Raw genomic sequence first — 19,547 nt, 5'->3', positions numbered from 1 at the left:
GCGCGGGCGACCGCGCGCTGCCGATCTTGTTCCCTGCCTTGGAGTGTTCCCCATGAAATCCCGTGCTGCCGTTGCCTTCGCCGCTGGCGAGCCGTTGAAGATCGTCGAGATCGATGTCGCGCCGCCGCAGAAGGGCGAAGTGCTGGTCAAGATCACCCACACCGGTGTCTGCCACACCGATGCGTTCACGCTGTCCGGTGACGATCCGGAAGGTCTGTTCCCCGCCGTGCTCGGTCATGAAGGCGCGGGCATCGTGGTGGAAGTGGGCGAGGGCGTCACCAGCGTCAAGCCGGGCGACCACGTTATTCCGCTGTACACCGCCGAATGTGGTGAGTGTCTGTTCTGCAAGAGCGGAAAGACCAATCTGTGCGTGGCCGTGCGTGCCACCCAGGGCAGGGGCGTGATGCCCGATGGCACCACCCGCTTCAGCTACAACGGCGAGCCGATCTACCACTACATGGGCTGCTCCACCTTCAGCGAGTACACCGTGGTGGCCGACGTCTCGCTGGCCAAGATCAACCCGGACGCCAACCCGGAGCACGTCTGCCTGCTCGGCTGCGGCGTGACCACCGGCATCGGCGCGGTGCACAACACCGCCAAGGTGCAGGAAGGCGATTCGGTGGCGGTGTTCGGGCTGGGTGGCATCGGCCTGGCGGTGATCCAGGGCGCGCGCCAGGCCAAGGCCGGCCGCATCTTCGCGATCGATACCAACCCCGCCAAGTTCGAATTGGCCAAGCAGTTCGGTGCGACCGACTGCATCAACCCGAAGGACCATGACAAGCCGATCCAGCAGGTCATCGTGGAGATGACCACGTGGGGCGTGGACCACACGTTCGAATGCATCGGCAACGTCAACGTGATGCGCGCGGCGCTGGAATGCGCACACCGTGGCTGGGGCCAGTCGGTCGTGATCGGCGTCGCCGGGTCGGGCCAGGAAATCTCGACCCGTCCGTTCCAGCTGGTCACCGGCCGCTCGTGGAAGGGCACCGCCTTCGGTGGCGTCAAGGGCCGCAGCCAGCTGCCGGGCATGGTCGAAGACGCCATGAAGGGCGATATCGAACTTGCGCCGTTCGTGACCCATACGATGGGCCTGGACGAGATCAACGAGGCGTTCGATCTGATGCATGAAGGCAAGTCGATCCGCTCGGTCGTGCATTTCTGAGTCACTGCGGGCGGCGCGTGATCCGCGTCGCCCCTACGGAGAATCCCCATGGAACGCATCGAACACCGCGCCGCGTCCGGCGGCTGGCAGGACGTGTACCGCCATGCCTCGCAGGTGCTGGGCTGCGAGATGACGGTCGCCGTCTACCTGCCGCCGCAGGCGGCCACGCAGAAGCTGCCGGTGCTGTACTGGCTGAGCGGGCTGACCTGCACCGAACAGAACTTCATCACCAAGGCCGGCGCGCAGCGTTATGCCGCCGAGCACGGCGTGATCTTGGTCGCGCCCGACACCAGCCCGCGCGGCGATGACGTCGCCGATGCCGAAGGCTACGACCTGGGCAAGGGGGCTGGTTTCTATGTGAACGCCACCCAGCAGCCGTGGGCGGCGCACTACCGCATGTACGACTACGTGGTGGAGGAACTGCCGGCGCTGATCGAGGCGCATTTCCCGACCACAGGCGCACGCAGCATCAGCGGCCACTCGATGGGCGGTCATGGTGCGCTGGTGATCGCCCTGAAGAACCCCGGCCGCTACAAGAGCGTGTCGGCGTTTTCGCCGATCGTCGCGCCGACGTGCGTGCCGTGGGGCCAGAAGGCCTTCACCGCTTATCTGGGTGAGGACCGCGCCAGCTGGGCGGCGTGGGATGCCAGCGCGCTGGTTGCCGGCGCCACCGAGCGGCTGCCGTTGCTGGTCGACCAGGGCGGTGGCGATGAGTTCCTCGACAACCAGCTGCAGCCACAGTGGCTGCAGGCGGCCTGCACCGCGGCCGGTCACCCGCTGACGCTGCGCCTGCAGCCCGGCTACGACCACAGCTATTACTTCATCAGCAGCTTCATCGGTGAGCACATCGCGCATCACGCCAAGGCGTTGTACGGCTGAGCGCACCGGTTGACCACCCGCTGGGCAGCTGCCCGGCAGGGTGGCACGCGCTCAGGCATCGCCGCCGCGCACTTCCACCAGCACCGGGCAGGGCGCATGGTCCACCGTCCATTGCCCGACCGAGCGGTCCAGCAGGCGTTCCATGCGCGACAGGTGGCGATGGCCGATGACGATCAGGTCGCAGCCGTGCTGGCGGGCGTAGTCGCAGATCACCTGGGCCGGTTCGCCGGCCGGGTGATGCCCGAGGCCATCGATACCGCGCTCGTGCAGGCTGCCCAGCGCGGTGGCCAGCAGACGCTCGGCCTGGTGGACCTGATCATCGGCGGCCGGGTATTCGGCATGGTCGGCACGCGGTGCGTCATCGGCCAGCGCGAAGGCGGGATCCAGCACGCACAGCAGGTGCAGGCGCGAGGCAGGGCCGGCCAGCGACCCGGCCAGCGCCAGGACCTGTGCGTGCTGCGGGCCGCCATCGAGGGCCACTAGAATCTTGGTGAACATCGGCATTCTCGGGAGAGGGGCCGCTAGGGTCGCCCAGTGCCCGCGCCGGACCCATGCCGTGCGCCGCAGGCGAGCAGTGCGTGTAACGCACGAATAGGGAGTTTGGATTGCAGTAGAGTCACCGCCACACGTTGAAGGTGATACTGCCGTGACCATGCCCGATCTGAATCTGCTCATTGCCCTGGATGCCCTGATCGAGGAGGGCAGTGTCGTGGGCGCGGCACGACGGATGAATCTCAGTGCCCCGGCGATGAGCCGCACGCTGGGCCGCATCCGCGAGGCGATCGGTGACCCGGTGCTGGTCCGGGCGGGTCGCGGCCTGGCCCCGACCCCGCGCGCGCTGCAGCTGCGCGAGCAGGTACGTGGGGTGATCGAGCAGGCGCACCTGGTGTTCAACGCCGGCCGCGAGGTCGACATGATGACCCTGGAGCGCACCTTCAGCATCCGCGCCAACGATGTGTTCGTCGGCACCTACGGTGGTCGCATGCGTGAGCTGTTCAAGGCACAGGCGCCGTGTTCGGTGCTGCGCTTCGTCCCCGAGGGCGATGGGGACGACGATGCGATGGAGCAGGGGCGGATCGATCTGCACATCAGCGCCGCCGGCAAACTCAGTGCCGATACCAAGGTGCAGAATCTGTTCAGCACCTCGTTCTTCGGTGCCGCGCACGAGGCCCATCCGATCTTCGCCGGGGAGATCACCGCCGAGCGCTTCGTGGCCTTCGATCACATCGCCGTATCGCGTCGTGGCCGCTGGTATGGCCCGATCGACGAGGATCTGGAGGTGCTGGGCCTGCGCCGGCGGGTCGCGCAGATCATGCCGACCTTCCATTCGGCGATCTTCGCCGCGGCCGACTCGGACCTGATCCTGCCGCAGATGCCCAGCGTGATGCTGGGCCGGCTGGAACGCCTCGGCGTTCCGCTGCGCCTGTTCGAGCTGCCGATTCCGGTCCGCAGCGCGATTGTCGTGCAGGCATGGCATCCCCGCCTGGACAGCGATCTGGCGCATCGCTGGCTGCGCCGCAGCATCAAGGCGATGTGCGATGCGGAGTCCACGCAGGCCTGACACGCCGCGGCCGCGCCCGCTTGTACGGTGATCGGCGAGGCGTGCGTGGGATGCACGCCAGGGCTGGCCGACGCAGCATTTTTCGCAGCATCGGCGCTGCCTAGACTGCCGCTCCCCGTCGTGGAGTGGATCCATGTCCGTGTTGTTCCCGCTGCACCCCCCGCACCCCCGCACCCTGGCGGTGTCCGATGACGGCTGTCGCCGTAACCCTTCCGGCGGCGACGGCTGCACCTGCCGCACCTGCCGGGCAGGCGGCGTTCGGCTTGCGTCTGGCGGTCGGCCTGTGCGGCGTGCTGTTGGCCGTGCTGATCTCCGGCATCAACGAAAACGTCACCAAGGTAGCGCTGGCCGACATCCGCGGCGCGATGGGCTTCAGCGCCGACGAGGGCAGCTGGATCATCGCGCTGTACACGGCGATGTCGGTCAGTGCGATGGCGTTCGCGCCGTGGTGTGCGGTGACCTTCTCCCTGCGCCGCTTTGCGCTGGTGATGATCGGTGCCTTCATGGTGCTGGGCGTGCTGTGTCCGTTCGCGCCGGACCTGCCTTCGTTCCTGATCCTGCGTGCGCTGCAGGGGCTGGCCGGTGGTGCGCTGCCGCCGCTGCTGATGAGCGTGGCACTGCGCTTCCTGCCGCCGGGCATCAAGTTGTACGGCCTGGCCGGCTACGCACTGACCGCGACGTTCGGGCCGAGCCTGGGCACCCCGATGGCGGCCCTGTGGGTGGAGTTCGTGGGCTGGCAGTGGGCGTTCTGGCAGATCGTGCCGTGGTGCCTGGCCGCCGTCGGCATGGTGGCCTGGGGGCTGCCACAGGATCCGCTGCGGCTGGATCGGTTCGCGCAGTTCAACGGCGTCGGCCTCGCACTGGGGTTTCCAGCGCTGGTGATGCTGGTGATCGGGCTGGTGCAGGGGCCGCGGCTGGACTGGTTCGCCTCGCCGGTGATCTGCCTGCTGCTCGGTGGCGGCACCGGGCTGCTGGCGTTGTTCCTCTACAACGAATGGTCGCACCCGCTGCCGTTCTTCAAGCTGCAGTTGCTGGCCAACCGCAATCTGACCTACGCGCTGATCACGCTGGGCGGCGTGCTGTTCGTGCTGCTGGCGGTGATCATGATTCCCTCCAGCTTCCTCGCCAAAGTGCAGGGCTACCGACCGCTGCAGACCGCGCCGATGCTGCTGTGGGTCGCGCTGCCGCAGCTGATCGCACTGCCGCTGGTGGCGACCCTGCTCAATCAGCGCCGGGTGGATAGCCGCTGGGTGCAGGCCATCGGCCTGGGGCTGCTGGCGCTGGCCTGTGGCCTGGGCGCACAGCTGACCACCGAGTGGCATCGCGACGATTTCCTGTGGCTGCAGGTGATCCAGATCATCGCCCAGCCCATGGCGGTGCTGCCCTTGCTGCTGCTTGCCACCGGTAGCCTGGCGCCGACTGATGGCCCGTTCGCCTCGGCGTGGTTCAACACGGTCAAAGGATTCGCCGCGGTGCTCGCCGGTGGCGTGCTCGAGGCGGTCACCACCGTGCGCAGCCACCTGCACTCGACCGTGCTGGTCGACCGGATCGGCAACGCGAGCTGGCTTGACGCCACCACCGCGCCAGGGCTGGGCGCACGCCTGCATGCGCAGGTGGTGGCGCTGACCTCGGCCGATCTCTATCTCCTCGTCGCGTGGGTGGCAGTGGCGCTGATCGCGCTGATTCCGTGGCTGCCCACACGCATCCATCCGCCACGCGCCGTGGCTTGAATTCAAGGAACTCCCCCGTGTCCCTGCATCGCACCTCCGTTCCCTTCGTCATCGCCGCCGGACTGCTGCTGCTCGCCGGCGGTACCTGGTGGCTGCTGCGCGACGGCCGCCACCAATCCACCAACAACGCCTATGTCACCGCGGACTTCACCGTGGTCGCGCCGAAGATCGCTGGCTTCGTCAGCGAGGTCCGCGTGCAGGACAACCAGAGGGTCAAGGCGGGTGATGTGCTCGCACACATCGATGACCGCGACTATCAGGTCGCGCTGGCGGCGGCGCGTGCCGATCTCGCCAATGCGCAGGCGCAACTGGCCAGCGCACAGGCCGCCCTGGCGCAGCAGGGGTCGGTGATCGATCAGGCCCAGGCCAGCGTGGATGTCAGTCGCGCCGAGCTCAGTCTCGCCCAGGCCGATCAACGCCGTTACCAGGCGTTGGCCAGTGATGGCACGGGCACCGTGCAGAACGCGCAGCAGGCACAGTCGCGCCAGGCCGTGGCCGGTGCGCACCTGCAGCAGGGCACCGCCGCCGTGCTCAACGCGCGGCAACGCATTGCGCTGCTGACTGCCAGCGTGCAGTCCGCGCAGGCCGCCGTGCAGCGCGCCGAAGCCGCACAGGCCCGTGCCGAACTGGACCTGTCGCATACCGAGCTGCGCGCGCCGATCGATGGCATGGTCGGCCGCCGCGCGGTGCGCGTGGGCGCCTACCTCACCCCGGGCACGCCGGTGCTCGCGGTGCTGCCGCTGCAGCAGGCGTTCGTGGTCGCCAACTTCCAGGAAACGCAGATGACCCGGATGCACGCGGGACAGCGCGTGGACGTGCAGGTGGATGTGTTCCCCGGCCAGCCGCTGCACGGCCGGATCGACAGCATCGCCCCGGCCACCGGCGTGACCTTCGCTGCGATCGCACCGGAGAACGCCACCGGCAACTTCACCAAGGTGGTCCAGCGGATTCCGGTCAAGATCGTGCTCGATGAAGGCCAGCCGCTGGCGGGCAAGCTGCGCGCAGGCATGTCGGTGGAGGCGCGCGTGGATCTGGACAGTGGCGCGCGTGGACTGCCGGGGGAGGGCGCATGAGGATCCGGCAGACGTTGCGCCTGATCGCAGGCAGCGCGCTGTGCACCGCGCTGGCCGCCTGCACCCTCGGCCCGGATTTCGTGCGGCCCGAGGCGAGCCTGCCGGCGCAGTGGGCGGGCCGGGTGATCACTTCGGCCGCCTTCGCTGATGACGCGGCATGGTGGAACGGCTTCGAGGATCCGCTGCTGGCGGCACTGGCGAGCCAGGCCATGCAGGCCAGGATGTGCAGCTGGCCGCCAACCGCGTCGCGCAGAGCCGCGCGCTGCGCGGAATCAGAGCCGCCGACCGCGTACCGGCCGTCGGTGCGACGGTCGGCGCCACCCGAGCGCGCAACAGCGAGGTCGGCCTGAACGACCCGTCCGGCAACGCCGGGCGCGAGGACTACGGACTGTTCCAGGCCGGTATCGGCCTGGGCTGGGAGTTGGATCTGTGGGGCCGTGTGCGGCGTCAGGTCGAGATCGCCGATGCCCGCGTGCAGATCGCCAACGAAGACTGGCACGCGGTGCAGACCGCGGTCATGGCTGAAACGGCCCGCGATTACCTGCAACTGCGTGCCACCCGGCAGTTGCTGACCATTACCGAGAACAACCTGCACATCGCGCGTGACGTACAGCGGCTGACCCTGGCCCGCCAGCAGCGGGGCGTGGCGACCACCCTGCAGGTCGCCAGTGCGGCCGCACAGGTGGCCGCACTGGCGGCGCGGGTAGTGCCGCTGCAGCATCGGCAATCGCAACTGCGCAATGCGTTGGCCCTGCTGCTGGGGCGCTCTCCGCAGGCCTTGGACGCACAACTGGACAGCGCACGGCGCGATTGGCCGGCATTGCCCGGCATGGCGACCGGCCTGCCCAGCGACCTGGTCGAGCGCCGCCCGGACATCCGCCGCGCCGAAGCGGCCCTGCACGCGGCGACGGCGGGCATCGGTGTGGCCAAAGGCAACTTCCTGCCGCGCATCACCCTCACTGGCGATGCCGGCTTCCAGGCCAGACAGCTCGACGAGCTGGACGGCTGGAACGCACATCGTTTCAGCATCGGCCCGGCGATCAGTCTGCCGATCTTCCAGGGAGGCCGGCTCAAGGCGAACCTGGCCCTGAGCCGGTTGCAGGAACGCCAGGCCGGACTGCAGTTCCAGAAGACGGTGCTGCAGGCCTGGCACGATGTGGACGATGCGATCGACGGCTACAGCGCGGAACAGCAGCGTGGGCAGGCGCTGCAGGTGGCGGTGGAGGAAAGTGAGCGTGCGTTGGCGGCGGCGCGCCGCCAGTACCAAGCGGGGGTGATCGACATGCTCGACGTGCTGACCACCCAGCGCATCGCGCTGGACAACCAGGCGGCGCTGGCTGGCAGCCAGGCGGCGGCTGCGATCGCCCGGGTGGATCTGTATCGAGCGCTGGGCGGTGGGTGGCGCGATGAGGGGGCGGATGCAGCCCTCACTGGCAGCGTGTCGGCTGCCAGCGGGGTTGGCAACATCGCTCAACGCACGTTGCGCAGTTCCCAGTGACTGCCGGCCAGCATGCGCAGGCGCTGCTTGAACACATCGCTGTCGATGCTGGTGGTGGCGCACAGGTTGATCCGCAGATCATCCTGCGCGCCGGTCACGGTGGCGGCCGGATCGGTTGCACCCCACTGCGGGTCGACTGCGTCGGGATCGTCCTGTTTTGCGCGCCAGCGGTCGAACAGCACCGTGGTGCGCAGCGCGTTCTCCAACTCTTCGGCCAGCCCCGCCGCGCCCTGGGCGCGGAAGGACAGGTCCGGGTCGTTGCCGCGTGCCTTGGCCGGATCCGGCAGGCTGATGTCATAACTAACTGGCATGGTTACCTCCATTGAATGCGGCAAGGCTGGCAGAGACGCGGTGCAATCCGCGTGCAGAACCGGCGCCGTGCCGGGATCGTGGCATGGCCGCGGCGTGGCTGGCCAGTGTGGTCAGCCGCTGAAGGTATGCGGACCGTCGGCGAAGCCGATGGTCAGCGCGCCTTTGCCCACATTGACCATGCCGGTCAGGCTCATCACCGCCTCGAACACCTGCACGCCATGGGCCTGGCAGGTCTCGCGCAGCGCTGCATGGCCAGGCAGCGCCTGCAGGTCGGCCAGTTCACCGCCATAACTGATGCACACCGTCGGGGTCATCAGGCCTGCCTTGACCCGCTGCCCGACGAAATCGAACAGCTTCTGCACGGCGTTGTCGAAGCCCTTGATCTTGGCCACCGGCCCGGTCTCCCCGCGGTAGCCATGCAGGACCGGCTTGATGTCCAGCGCACTGCCCAGCGCGGCACTGATCAGGCCGACGCTGCGGTCGCCCTTGTGCCGTGCACGGGCGCGCATGTAGTACAGATCGCGGGTGATCATGTAGCCGTGCACGTTGTGCGCCAGCAGCTCCAGCCGCTCGCGGATCTGCTGCACGCTTGCGCCGCTGTCGCGCAGGCGTACCGCTTCCACCGCGGTCACGCCCTGAGCGGCGAACAGGTTCTGGGTATCGAGCACGCGCAGCGCGAACGGTGAGTTGAAGCCTGCCGCCTGCCGCACCGGCTTGTAGTCGTTGAGGATCGCGAAGCTCGCCTGCATCGCGTTGTCGTGGATCGGGCTGCGGGTCTTGGTGATCGTCATGCAGAACACATGGTCGTAATCGATCACCAGCTTGCCCAGGAACAGGTCCCGGATCTGGTTGACGCTGAATGGAATGGTCTCCGCTTCGGCGCCGTGCTCGGCCACATGGGCATGCAGGAAACTCAGTGTCGCCTGTTCGTCGCGATGGTCGGCCAGCACGGCCTCGCCAATGCGGACGGTGATCGGCAGCAGCACGATGTTGTGTTGTTCAATGAACTCCTGCGGCAGATCGCACGCAGAGTCGACCACGATTCCGATGCGCATCCTGTGCCCCTCCGGCAGGTTGTAGGTTCGGAAACGTGAACGCTATCTCAAAACGAGATGTTTTGCCTGACCGGGGAGGGGGCCTCCTTCAGCGGCTGCGTTCCACGGCCACCGGCAGGTCCTTGATCCGGGCCCATTCGCCCCGCTCGAGCAGGGCCGGATCGGCCAGCACCGCCTGCATCAGCGGATGGGCGTCGTTGCCCCAGAACAGCTCGGTGCCGATCGCTAGGGTCGGCACGCCGAAGACCCCGGCGGCCAGCGCGGCATCCGTATTGCGCCGCAGTTCCTCTTTGACCGACGGTGCGCTGATTGCCGCGGCGACATCGGCGATGTCCAGCATCGCGCCGGGCAAGGCCAACGCGGCTGCACTGTCGCCGGCATGGCCGTCGCGCCAGATCCAGTTGAACAGGATCTCGACCGTCTCGTGGCTGGCGCCGGCGGCCAGGCACAGGCGCAGCGCCGCCAGCGGGTTGAACGGATGGCCCGGCGGAAAGCGCAGCGTCACCCCGGCACTGCGGGCCTGCCACAACGCCTGCCGATAGGTGAACACCCGCTTGGCCGGAATCTCGGCCGGACCCAGGTTGCCCAGGTGGTGCAGCACCGCGCCGAAGGCGATCGGCACCGGAACGATGCTCTTGAACTGCGGCAACGCCTTGAGCTGCTGCCAGTGCAGGTAAGCGAACGGTGAGACGAAGTCGAAATACCAGCGCAGGGCCATGATCGGGTGCTCACGTTGCAGGACGACAGGGGCGCGGAACACAGGGCCGCCGCAGGCAGCGGCCCTGTGCAGGGAGTCAGCGCGAGTATGCGCGCGGTTCGCTGGACGCCGGGGCCTGGTAGCGGTCGCGCAGCTCGGTCTGGCGCGAGCGCATCGGCATCGCGCGGCCGCCCAGCCAGACCTGCTCGGCATAGTGACCCACATCCAGCGGATCGCCTTCCCACAGCACCAGGTCGGCCAGCTTGCCGGGTTCGATGGTACCGATCCGGTCGCCGACCCCCAGCGCCTGTGCCGGAACCCGGGTCAGGCCGGCCAGGCCATCGTTCCAGGGCAAGCCGTTGGCGACCGCGTTGCCGGCCAGCTGGCGCATCTTGCGCGCGTTGTGCGAAGCATCGTCGCGCTGGGCGAAGCTGACCGCCACGCCGGCCGCCTTCAGTCGCGCCGCGTTCTGCAGGGTCGCGCCGAGCTGATCGAAGCTGACCGCCACGCCGGCCGCCTTCAGTCGCGCCGCGTTCTGCAGGGTCGCGCCGAGCTGATCGAAGCTGGTCGGCAGGTTGCCCAGGCCATCCACGAACACCGGCACGCCGGCCTGTGCCAGCTGCGGGGCCAAACGCCACGCCTCGGCACCGCCGGCGATGGCGATCTTGACCTTCTCGCGAGCGGCCCAGCGCAGCAGCTGACGGATGTCGGCGGCACGGTCGACCTGCACGACGATGCGCCCCTGGCCAGCCAGGTAGCGTGCCAGCGTGGCACGCCCGGCCGGTGTCAGCAGGGCATGCGGCGAGTCGGCCGGAACGCGGCCACACGCCTCGCTGACCATCTGCTCCAGCAGCATCCACTGCGCCGCGCGCGAGTTGCCGGTCAGCTCGGCGCCGGACGCGCCAAGCCGGATGAACAACGCCTGCGGACCGACCGGATCGGCGCTGCCGTCCAGCCGCATCACGCCGCCCTGGCCGGCGATGAAGCCGCCGCCGGTGTTGGCCCCGAGCATGGTGAAGCCGATGCCATCCAGCCGTGCGACCGGAATCAGCACCGAATCCGGATTGAAGGCCAGGGTGACATCGAATTCCGGGCGCAGCGGCTGGTCTTCAAGTTTGAGCGTGCTGTCGACCGTGGCCGATTCGCCGGAGACTTCTTCGATACCGATGTCGGTGATGCCGCCGAACAACGCCGGCGTCAGCGGCTTGCCCGCGGCCTCCACCACGGCCACGCCGGATGGCGCCGACAGGCCCGGACCGACCGCGCGGATCACGCCGCCCTGGACCAGCACATCGCTGTGCTGCAGGCTGCCGCGTGCCGCGGCGGTGTGCACGGTGGCGTTGCGGATCAGCAGGTCCTGGGCGGACAACGACGGCGCCACGCAGGCTCCGGCGAGCAGCAGAGCGTGCGGCAGCAGGCGCAACGAGCGGCGGCTCATGGGCGTGCCTCCTGGCCGAGCATGAAGTCCGACAGCGGCTGCCGCCTCACGTCCTGGCGGTCATAGACCTGGTGGCCATCGATGTAGACCTTCTCGGCCAATGCGTAGGAACTGAAGGGGCTGCCGTTCCAGACCACCACGTCGCCCATCTTGCCGGCTTCCAGGCTGCCGGTCTGCTTCTCCACGCCGAGCGAGCGCGCCGCATTGGAGGTGAGCCACATCATGGCCCGTTCCGGGGCGATCTCGATGCCGGCGCGACGTGCGTTGGCGATCACCTTGGCAGCCTCCTGGTTCAAGCGCTGGATGCCCTCGGGCGAATCCGAGTGCACGATCGCGCAACTGTTGGCCGGGCGGTCGACCAGGGCGATGTTCTCCTGGATGCCATCGAAGGCTTCCATCTTGAAGCCCCACCAGTCGGCCCACAGCGCGCCGCACACGCCCTCTTCGGCGAGCCGGTCGGCCAGCTTGTAGGCTTCCACCGCGTGGTGGAAGGCCGCGATCTTGAAGCCGAACTCCCTGGAGAGATCCAGCATCGTGGCCATCTCATCGGCGCGGTAGCAGTGGATGTGCACGCGGATGTCGCCCTGGATCGCACCGGCCAAGGTGTCCAGCTTGAGATCGCGCTTGCCGCCACTGTCGCCGGCGCTGTCGCCCTTGTCATCGCCACTGAACCAGCGCTTCTTCTTCGGCTGCTTCGGCGTGTTCTTGGCGATGTACTCGCTGGCATCGATGAAGGCCGCGCGGTACCCGGCGACATTGCCCATCCGCGTGCCCGGCGCGGTGCCCTTGCCGCCGTAGACGCGCTTGGGGTTTTCGCCGCAGGCCATCTTCAGGCCCCACGGCGCGCCGGGGAACTTCATGGACTGGTAGGTCGTCGCGGGTACGTTCTTCAAGGTCACCCCACGGCCGCCGACCAGGTTGGCCGAGCCGGGCAGCACCTGCATCGAGGTCACGCCGCCGGCCAGTGCCGCGGCAAAGCCGGGATCCTGCGGCCACACCGAGTGCTCGGCCCAGACGTTGGCGGTGACCGGGGCGGTCATCTCGTTGCCGTCGCTGTGCGCGCTGACGCCCGGGCTGGGATACACGCCCAGGTGCGAGTGCACGTCGATGATGCCCGGGGTGACCCACTTGCCCTGGCCGTCGACGCGGACCGCATCGGCCGGCGCACTGAGGGCGGTACCCACCGCCGCGATGCGGCCGTCGCGCAGCAGCACATCGGCGTTGTCCAGGCGCCCGCCGGTGCCGGTGAGCACGGTGGCATTGCTGATCAACACCGGCGCCGAGGCGATTGGCACATAGGTGCTGGGGTAGGGATCCTGGAGGAAACGCGACGCGGCGGGCGCCGGCGCGGACACGATCCACATCAACGCCAGGCCAACGCCGACGCTCAACAACTTCTGCATGGTTCTCCCCTCGAATCACATCTAACCGCCCGCACGAACGCTAGCGAGATCGACAGCGCTTGCCAAGTGGCTATGAACCACTGTAGCGAGAACTATGCGGGATCTGGTGCACGCGCGTGTGAATGCTTCCGCCTAACTTCATCAAACAGTTCGATACGAGGGCATTAGATTTCTATATTTCGTTCGTATCTCGCCAGTTGGGTGAGCGCATTGTTGCGCTGACAATCACTAGGATGCGTCGTGATAGTCCTCGGTAGTTCGCAGGGACGGAAATGATCATTCGCGCTGTGAAGAAGAATGATCGAAACAGCATGCGCGCTAGTACGCAACAGAATGCTGCCTGCTCCACAAAATAGAGGATGGCCAGCATCACGTGTTCAATGGGGTTCGGGTGACGGAATCAGATTTCTCAGCGGTATAAAAACAAGAGGGTTGATGGCTTGATGTCGCAATTGCCTCATTGACCTCTGCGGAAGGTCACGCTACGGTCTAATGCACGCCGGGGGTGATACGCCCGCCAACAATGTTCGGAGACAGGATGTCGGAGCCGTTGTTTAGACAGGAAGTGTTGAATGCAAAGCGAACTAGCTGGTTGGGGAGCATCATGCTGTCTCAATCCCTTGGGCTTTGGGCATTCACTTCGTTAGCTGCGCTCTTAGCGCTAACTGTCGTTTCATTCTTGGTTCTAGGGACGTATACGCGTCGCTCAACGGTTAGCGGTCAATTGACGCCGATCGATGGTCTGGCGACTGTGGTTTCACCAGTGAATGGTGTCGTCAAGCACCTGTCGGAGTCTGAGGGGGCTCGAGTTGCGTTGGGAGACAAGCTTGGCGTAATTGTATTTCCGCGTGCGACTCAACTGGGGGACGACGCCCATGTCGCGTTGGAAGAGAAATTTATGCAGCGCCAAGCAGGCTTAGAAAGTGGGGGCCAGGCTCATCAGTCACAGCTAAAGGCGCAAAGCGCTGGTTTGCAGTTGCAGCTCGCTACCGCTCTGCGAGAGTTGGATCAGATTAAGCTGGAAATAATGACTCGATCAGAGCAAGAAAGGGTGGCGAGCGATGTTCTTGCAAAGCTTAATAGTCTAGCTGATGAGCGATATGTCAGCTTGCTTCAGATTGAGCAGCAGAAGATTGCTGCTATGGACTATAGCGCGCAAATACAATCGTTACGGAGGCAGGCTGCAAATACGCAGCGTGTAGTCGCTCAGTTGCGGCAGTCTTTAGAGGAACTTCCTGGTCAGGAACTCGCGAGTCACGCTAATTTGAACAGGGAGCTTGCGCAGCTATCACAAGAGCGCATGCACGCTGAGTCAGAGCGAATCATGGCAGTGGTCGCGCCTGTAGCTGGAGTCGTCTCGAGCCAACTTGTAAAGGCTGGTCAATCCGTCCAGGCCGGCGCGCCGCTGATGAGTTTGATTCCCGGTGAGGGGGCGCTGGAAGCAAATCTTCTTGTGCCAAGTCGAGCCATCGGTTTCCTAGCACCCGGTGACGAAGTCCAGCTCCGATACCAAGCATATCCTTATCAAAAGTTCGGCCATCAAAGAGGAACCGTAAAAAAAATAAGCCGCAGTGCTTTGACGTCGGGTGAGCTTGGAACGCTTGTTGGGAGGGCAGAGCAAGGCGAACCCTTCTATCGCGTAACTGTCGGCCTGACGAATCAAGACGTAATGGCGTATGGAAGGCGTGAACCGCTAAAGCCAGGGATGTTGCTCGAAGCGGATATTATGGGGGAGAGTCGAAGCCTAATTGAATGGATCTTTGAACCCTTGTTTTCTGTGAAGGGGAAGGCTGGGTGATTTGTTTGGGTATGTATTTCTGGGCCCCGTATGAATACGGGGTGAGGCGGGTTGCCCGATGGCTGACAAGAATTCTAATTCGTACGGCGGCATGGGTTCTTAAGTGTATAGCTGGCCGAGTATTTTCTTCTGCTTGGTGTTGTGCGCAATATCTGTAGAAATGGCGTTCAACCCAAGGGTGTTGCGCATTAAGAGGGAAAGTCGTGAGGGGGATTATTCAATCAGAGTCTTCGGAGTGCGGCCTTGCCTGCCTTGCGATGATCTCAGAGGCTTATGGTAACGCGATTGGTCTTGTTGAGATGCGTCGCCGTTTCTCGCTATCCCTTAAAGGGGCCAGGCTTGGATATTTGATTAAGATCGCTCAGCAGTTGGGCTTCTCTGCTCGGCCGGTTCGGCTTGAGATGGAGCATCTATCCCAGCTGAAACTTCCGTGCATTTTGCACTGGGATTTAAATCACTTTGTCGTCCTTAGTGCCGTAGGTCGAGTGAGGATAACTATCCTTGACCCGGCACTCGGCGAGCGGACACTTTCGCTGATGGAGGCGTCTGAGCACTTTACCGGTGTGGCGCTAGAGCTGACGCCGACCGAGGAATTCAAGCCACAGAAGACCTATCCGGCAGTTTCGCTGCGGCAATTGACTGGCCCAGTTCGTGGGCTGCGAAGGGTATTGGCACAAATTATTGCCATATCGCTTGCTATGCAGGTATTCGTGGTGCTAGCGCCGTTCTACTTGCAGTGGACGGTTGATCATGCCCTTGTCTCTGCGGATAGAGACCTTTTGACAGTTCTCGGGTTAGGGTTCGGCCTTGCGTTGCTGTTGCAGGTTTGTGTTGGACTGCTTCGTGGCTGGGTTGTAGTGCACCTGTCTGCGCAATTGGGCGTTCAGTGGATGGGTAATGTTTTTGCCCACATGATGAAACTTCCCCTGGACTTCTTTGAGAAGAGGCATCTTGGCGACGTTACTTCTCGAATGAACTCAATTCAAAGTATTCAGCAGACACTGACAACAAGCTTTGTTGAAGCAATTATTGATGGTCTGATGGCTGTTGTAACGATAGGTCTGATGTTGTACTACAGTTGGAAGCTTGCCCTCGTCTCTCTGCTGGCGGTAGCTCTTTATACGGTATTGCGCGCAATTGCGTATCAGCCTGTTCGCAATCGAAGTGAGCAGCAGCTTGTTGCTGCAGCTCGGCAACAGAGCCACTTATTAGAGTCTCTTCGTGGCATGCAGAGCATTAAAATTGCAGGCCATGAGTCACAGCGGAGAGCTGCGTACGACAACTTGATGATTGATACCGTAAATCAAGATGTCCGACTTTCGCGTATGACGCTGGGCTTCAATGTGGGAAGCCAGCTCATCTTTGGAATCGAGCGCGTTTCTGTGATCTGGATTGGAGCGCTTCTGGCTTTGAATAACGTATTCTCCGTCGGTATGTTAATCGCATATCTTGCCTATCGTGATCAGTTCTCGCAGCGTGTAGGTGGCTTGATTGACAAATGGGTTGAATTTCGGATGCTTCGCCTTCACGGAGAGCGGCTCGGCGACATAGTTCTGTCCGCGCCAGAAAGAGATTTTCATGATGCTGATCCTCCCGATGTCGCCACTGTCGAAGTTGAGAATCTTTCGTTCCGATATGCAGAAGGTGAGCCCTGGATTGTCAATGAGTGTAATTTTAGGATGGCGGCCGGAGAGTCCTTGGCCATCATTGGTGCGTCAGGATGTGGAAAAACGACCCTTGTAAAGATATTGCTTGGACTGCTGAAGCCAACCTCTGGGGTTGTAAGAATTGGTGGTATAGATATAAATAAGTTAGGTCCCAAGAATGTTCGGACGATTGTTGGTGCTGTCATGCAGGAAGATCAACTCTTCGCTGGGAGTATTTCAGATAACATAAGTTTCTTCGATGTTAGTCAGGACCAGGGGCGGGTTGAGGCTGCTGCCAAGCTGGCTGCGATTCATGAAGAAATTAGGGCGATGCCGATGGGTTATCACGGCCTCATCGGTGACATGGGAAGTTCGCTCTCTGGAGGTCAGAAGCAGCGGATCATATTGGCTAGGGCGTTGTATCGGCAGCCACATCTACTAGTTTTGGATGAGGCTAGTAGTCATTTGGATGTTTTCCGGGAGCGTGAGGTCAATGATTCGATACGGAAGCTGAGACTCACCAAGGTAATTGTCGCCCACCGCCCTGAAACCATCGCTAGTGCTGATCGCGTCCTAGTAATGGAGAGTGGAAAGATCGTTCAGCAATTGAGGGCTAACCCTTCGGAGGAAGGCTCAGCGACGATAGAGGCGTGACTGCTCTCCGTCAGAGCTCTTGTTGTGAAAGTCAATGGTGACTGATCTCCGATTTATTCCCCGGGACTATCCCGGATCCCCGTGCATGGAAATGCACAGCCTAAGAAGGAGTTGTACTATGCGTGAAATGACCATGGAAGAGATTGAGAATGTTGATGGCGCCGTATTGCCTTTGATGTTTGTTGGCGCAGTTGCTCTTTCCCAGGTGAGTTGGACTAGTGTTGCGTTTATGGCTGGGACAATGACTGGAATCGGCATTGGTGGTTCCGTTCTTTACAATGCACGATAACTGTCATGATACCTATTTCAAGGGAGAATAATATGCGTGAATTGACCAGTCTTGAAGTTGAGGGCGTTGACGGGGCAGTCGTTCCGGTCGTCATTGCAGTTGGCATTGCATTTGGCAAGGGCTTTGTTGCTGGCGTCGGTATTGCTGGTGCTGGCTATGCTGGCTACCAGTTCTATCAAATGGCTTGGTAAATAATTGACCGGAGCGCAAGGCTTTCGCCTTGCGCTCCTTTGAGGGCGGATATGAGAATTACCGGTGGATTTGACGACCGACATGGCAAATTCTATTTTGTTTCGTTGATGGCGATGGCATTTGCGTCGGCGCTTATGCTGGTGGTGGCGCTGCGGGGTATTAACCCTGTCCAGGTGGCTCAGGAGGTTGCCGTTCTCGTTGCCGCATCTTCGCTACTGTGTTCGACGGCAAGTTACCTATTGATTAAAAGGGTCAAATATTCATTTCCGTTGCTTGGAGTTTCGGCTGTCGTATTTTCCGGTGCCCTTTGGGCATTTGGTGCGCCCTTGTTGTTTGCGCTTCTTTTGGGACTTCCAGCTTTGCTTCTGTCTTTAATTTCAATTATCTGTCGGGACAAGGCTGACGTGCAGGTCGAGAGGGATGACTAGGGGTTTTGTATCTATAACGGAATTTTTCTCCTAATTCATTGGCTACTGATGACTGAGCGACACTATTTGTCCACATGACCCCCATATGGGTCAGTCACTCTCTGTTTTGCTGATGATTGATCGCTCAATGCGGGGGCGTACAACGACAGTCTAGTCGTCGAGATCTGTGTTCAAACTCTCATCTCGTGCTGTCAAAAGGGGCTAGATAGAGGTCTTATCGTCATCGGGACGCGAGGTATTTGCGACGACTGTGGCTGCGGCCTGATGAGCTTCGGAAAAACCATTGAGGGCGACGGCCTGCTGCGTGTGGACACCGACGTGGTCATGAACCAGAAGGCCGGTGGCCTGAAGGTGTGGGAAGGCGATGCGTGGGACGACTGGACCAATGACATCGGCGGCCCGGGCAAGCTGACCAAGTCCGGCATCGGCTGGCTGCGCCTGAGCGGTGACAACAGCTTCAACGGCGCCATCGTGCGCGACGGCGTGCTGGAACTGGAGGGTGCCAATGCACTGACCGCTTCGGTCGATGTGCAGGGCGGCCAGTTCCTGCTCAACGGCAGCCTAGTGTCCACCACGCTCAACAGCCTGGGGGCAGCAGCGTGATCTCTACCACGGGCGTGCTCGATGGCTCGGCACTCAACGTGACCGGCGGCTCGGTCACCTTCAACGGCCTGCAGCAGGCGGGCGACACCACGGTCGGCAGCGGCGGCAGCTTCGTGCTCAATGGCCGGCTGGTCGACAGCTCGCTGACCTCGGCGGGTGCCACCCGCGTCAATGCCGGGGCCCTGCTGGACGGCTCGGACCTGTTCGTCACCGCCGGCACCGTGTCCTTGGCGTGCAGCAGGATGGCGCGACGGTGGTCGGTGCCAAGGGCACCTTGAAGGGCATCGGTACGCTGGGGAGCACTCGCGTCGAAGGCATCATCGCGCCGGGCAATTCGATCGGCACGCTGACCATCAACGGCGATTACGTGCAGACCGCCACCGGCGTCTACCAGGCCGAGCTGTCCCCGGGCGGCCGCAGCGATCTGCTGCGCGTCAGCGGTACGGCCACGCTGGATGGCACCCTGAAGGCATTGCCGGAAGCCGGTGTGTACTACCTCGGTGAGCAGTTCAACTTCCTGCAGGCCGCCGGTGGCATCAACGGCCAGTTCGCCACGACAGACTTCTCGGCCTTCTCGCCGTTCCTGGCGTTCGGCCTGGGCTACAGCGCCAATGGGCTGCGCATCGACGTCGCCCGCGGCAACGCACTGGCCAGCGCTGCGGTCACGCCCAACCAGATCGCCGTAGCCACCAGCGCCGATGGTCTGGCCATCAACCAGGGCCTGCCCAAGCCGCTGACCCAGCTGTTCCCGGCCCAGGTCGGTGCGGCACTGGATGCGCTGAGTGGTGAGCTCCATGCCGCCACGCCGATGGCGCTGGTGGAAAGCAGCCGCTACCTGCGTGATGCGGCCCTGAGCCGTGCGGTCGGCGTGCGTTCGCCGGGTGCCGCGGATGAGGCTGCCGGTGGTGCATGGGTGCAGGCAATCGGGGGCAGCGGCAAGCTCGATGGCGATGCCAACGCTGCGCGCACCGATTCCAACAGCAACGGGCTGCTGGTCGGTGCCGATCATGTGTTCGGTGGTGGCTGGCAGGTCGGTGGGCTGGTCGGTATCGGCCGTACCGACATCAAGCAGGCTGCAGGTCGCGGCGCCCGGTGGGAGATCGACAACACCCACTTCGGTGCCTACGTG

Annotated in this window: 16 protein-coding genes and 3 pseudogenes; 13 read left to right on the top strand and 6 right to left on the bottom strand. The window is 63.6% G+C overall.

What is annotated here, in order from left to right; all coding sequences use genetic code 11:
• The first annotated feature begins 52 nt into the window (after positions 1 to 52).
• Complete coding sequence (locus AC07WC_RS17190) at positions 53 to 1,162, top strand: S-(hydroxymethyl)glutathione dehydrogenase/class III alcohol dehydrogenase (protein WP_495211080.1); 1,110 nt, start codon at positions 53 to 55, stop codon at positions 1,160 to 1,162.
• Between the two features lie 48 nt (positions 1,163 to 1,210).
• Complete coding sequence (fghA, locus tag AC07WC_RS17185; protein WP_495211079.1) at positions 1,211 to 2,041, top strand: S-formylglutathione hydrolase; 831 nt, start codon at positions 1,211 to 1,213, stop codon at positions 2,039 to 2,041.
• A 51-nt stretch (positions 2,042 to 2,092) separates the two neighbouring features.
• On the opposite strand, the gene AC07WC_RS17180 is transcribed toward fghA, so the two are convergent.
• Positions 2,093 to 2,539 (bottom strand): universal stress protein, encoded by a 447-nt coding sequence (locus AC07WC_RS17180; protein WP_495211078.1) that lies wholly within the window; start codon positions 2,537 to 2,539, stop codon positions 2,093 to 2,095.
• Between the two features lie 148 nt (positions 2,540 to 2,687).
• Here AC07WC_RS17180 and AC07WC_RS17175 point away from each other — a divergent pair, with 148 nt between their 5' ends.
• From AC07WC_RS17175 to AC07WC_RS17160, 4 genes and pseudogenes are all read left to right on the top strand, one after another.
• Complete coding sequence (locus AC07WC_RS17175) at positions 2,688 to 3,602, top strand: LysR family transcriptional regulator (RefSeq protein WP_495211077.1); 915 nt, start codon at positions 2,688 to 2,690, stop codon at positions 3,600 to 3,602.
• Between the two features lie 188 nt (positions 3,603 to 3,790).
• A complete protein-coding gene (locus AC07WC_RS17170; RefSeq protein WP_495211076.1) occupies positions 3,791 to 5,332 on the top strand; it encodes an MFS transporter in 1,542 nt (513 codons plus the stop codon).
• Between the two features lie 17 nt (positions 5,333 to 5,349).
• A complete protein-coding gene (locus tag AC07WC_RS17165; protein ID WP_495211075.1) occupies positions 5,350 to 6,405 on the top strand; it encodes an HlyD family secretion protein in 1,056 nt (351 codons plus the stop codon).
• Positions 6,402 to 7,807 (top strand): annotated as a pseudogene (locus tag AC07WC_RS17160) (efflux transporter outer membrane subunit); the annotation flags it as partial. The gene AC07WC_RS17165 and the pseudogene AC07WC_RS17160, both read left to right, overlap by 4 nt.
• 68 nt (positions 7,808 to 7,875) lie before the next feature.
• Here the strand turns inward: AC07WC_RS17160 and AC07WC_RS17155 are convergent.
• From AC07WC_RS17155 to AC07WC_RS17135, 5 genes are all read right to left on the bottom strand, one after another.
• A complete protein-coding gene (locus tag AC07WC_RS17155; RefSeq protein WP_495211074.1) occupies positions 7,876 to 8,214 on the bottom strand; it encodes a hypothetical protein in 339 nt (112 codons plus the stop codon).
• Positions 8,215 to 8,325: 111 nt separating this feature from the next.
• Positions 8,326 to 9,270, bottom strand: a complete 945-nt coding sequence (locus AC07WC_RS17150; RefSeq protein WP_495211073.1) for a DegV family protein — start codon at positions 9,268 to 9,270, stop codon at positions 8,326 to 8,328.
• An 88-nt stretch (positions 9,271 to 9,358) separates the two neighbouring features.
• Positions 9,359 to 9,991 carry a 2-hydroxychromene-2-carboxylate isomerase gene (locus tag AC07WC_RS17145; RefSeq protein ID WP_495211100.1) on the bottom strand — a complete coding sequence of 211 codons (633 nt, stop codon included), beginning with the start codon at positions 9,989 to 9,991 and terminating at the stop codon, positions 9,359 to 9,361.
• 73 nt (positions 9,992 to 10,064) lie between these two features.
• On the bottom strand, positions 10,065 to 11,405 hold the full coding sequence (locus AC07WC_RS17140; RefSeq protein ID WP_495211072.1) for an amidohydrolase family protein: 1,341 nt from the start codon (positions 11,403 to 11,405) through the stop codon (positions 10,065 to 10,067).
• A complete protein-coding gene (locus AC07WC_RS17135; RefSeq protein WP_495211071.1) occupies positions 11,402 to 12,808 on the bottom strand; it encodes an amidohydrolase in 1,407 nt (468 codons plus the stop codon). Before AC07WC_RS17135 ends, AC07WC_RS17140 begins: the two co-directional genes overlap by 4 nt.
• A 538-nt stretch (positions 12,809 to 13,346) precedes the next feature.
• On the opposite strand from AC07WC_RS17135, the gene AC07WC_RS17130 reads away from it, so the two are divergent.
• The 7 genes and pseudogenes from AC07WC_RS17130 to AC07WC_RS17100 form a co-directional block, all read left to right on the top strand.
• Positions 13,347 to 14,606: an HlyD family secretion protein gene (locus AC07WC_RS17130; protein ID WP_495211070.1), complete on the top strand. Its 1,260-nt coding sequence runs from the start codon at positions 13,347 to 13,349 to the stop codon at positions 14,604 to 14,606.
• A 203-nt stretch (positions 14,607 to 14,809) separates the two neighbouring features.
• The gene (locus tag AC07WC_RS17125) at positions 14,810 to 16,906 is read left to right on the top strand and encodes a peptidase domain-containing ABC transporter (RefSeq protein ID WP_495211069.1); all 2,097 of its coding nucleotides are present in this window, start codon (positions 14,810 to 14,812) and stop codon (positions 16,904 to 16,906) included.
• 118 nt (positions 16,907 to 17,024) lie between these two features.
• Positions 17,025 to 17,195, top strand: a complete 171-nt coding sequence (locus AC07WC_RS17120) for a hypothetical protein (protein WP_495211068.1) — start codon at positions 17,025 to 17,027, stop codon at positions 17,193 to 17,195.
• A gap of 32 nt (positions 17,196 to 17,227) precedes the next feature.
• Positions 17,228 to 17,386 carry a hypothetical protein gene (locus AC07WC_RS17115; protein WP_495211067.1) on the top strand — a complete coding sequence of 53 codons (159 nt, stop codon included), beginning with the start codon at positions 17,228 to 17,230 and terminating at the stop codon, positions 17,384 to 17,386.
• Positions 17,387 to 17,437: 51 nt separating this feature from the next.
• Positions 17,438 to 17,815, top strand: a complete 378-nt coding sequence (locus AC07WC_RS17110) for a hypothetical protein (protein WP_495211066.1) — start codon at positions 17,438 to 17,440, stop codon at positions 17,813 to 17,815.
• 249 nt (positions 17,816 to 18,064) lie between these two features.
• Positions 18,065 to 18,500, top strand: a pseudogene (locus tag AC07WC_RS17105) (autotransporter outer membrane beta-barrel domain-containing protein); the annotation flags it as partial.
• Between the two features lie 162 nt (positions 18,501 to 18,662).
• Positions 18,663 to 19,547: pseudogene (locus AC07WC_RS17100) on the top strand (autotransporter outer membrane beta-barrel domain-containing protein); the annotation flags it as partial.

The sequence above is a fragment of the Stenotrophomonas sp. GW821-FHT01H02A genome (genome assembly GCF_059422145.1).
Note: the sequence above shows the minus strand (reverse complement) of the source record. Positions and strands in the feature narration are given on the sequence as shown.

Bases quoted from the DNA above. Each gene is read 5' to 3' on its own strand.
- AC07WC_RS17190 (WP_495211080.1), top strand. From the start codon at position 53: ATGAAATCCCGTGCTGCCGTTGCCTTCGCCGCTGGCGAGCCGTTGAAG.
- fghA (WP_495211079.1), top strand. From the start codon at position 1,211: ATGGAACGCATCGAACACCGCGCCGCGTCCGGCGGCTGGCAGGACGTG.
- AC07WC_RS17180 (WP_495211078.1), bottom strand. From the start codon at position 2,539: ATGTTCACCAAGATTCTAGTGGCCCTCGATGGCGGCCCGCAGCACGCA.
- AC07WC_RS17170 (WP_495211076.1), top strand. From the start codon at position 3,791: ATGACGGCTGTCGCCGTAACCCTTCCGGCGGCGACGGCTGCACCTGCC.
- AC07WC_RS17155 (WP_495211074.1), bottom strand. From the start codon at position 8,214: ATGCCAGTTAGTTATGACATCAGCCTGCCGGATCCGGCCAAGGCACGC.
- AC07WC_RS17150 (WP_495211073.1), bottom strand. From the start codon at position 9,270: ATGCGCATCGGAATCGTGGTCGACTCTGCGTGCGATCTGCCGCAGGAG.
- AC07WC_RS17140 (WP_495211072.1), bottom strand. From the start codon at position 11,405: ATGAGCCGCCGCTCGTTGCGCCTGCTGCCGCACGCTCTGCTGCTCGCC.
- AC07WC_RS17135 (WP_495211071.1), bottom strand. From the start codon at position 12,808: ATGCAGAAGTTGTTGAGCGTCGGCGTTGGCCTGGCGTTGATGTGGATC.
- AC07WC_RS17130 (WP_495211070.1), top strand. From the start codon at position 13,347: ATGTCGGAGCCGTTGTTTAGACAGGAAGTGTTGAATGCAAAGCGAACT.
- AC07WC_RS17120 (WP_495211068.1), top strand. From the start codon at position 17,025: ATGCGTGAAATGACCATGGAAGAGATTGAGAATGTTGATGGCGCCGTA.
- AC07WC_RS17115 (WP_495211067.1), top strand. From the start codon at position 17,228: ATGCGTGAATTGACCAGTCTTGAAGTTGAGGGCGTTGACGGGGCAGTC.
- AC07WC_RS17110 (WP_495211066.1), top strand. From the start codon at position 17,438: ATGAGAATTACCGGTGGATTTGACGACCGACATGGCAAATTCTATTTT.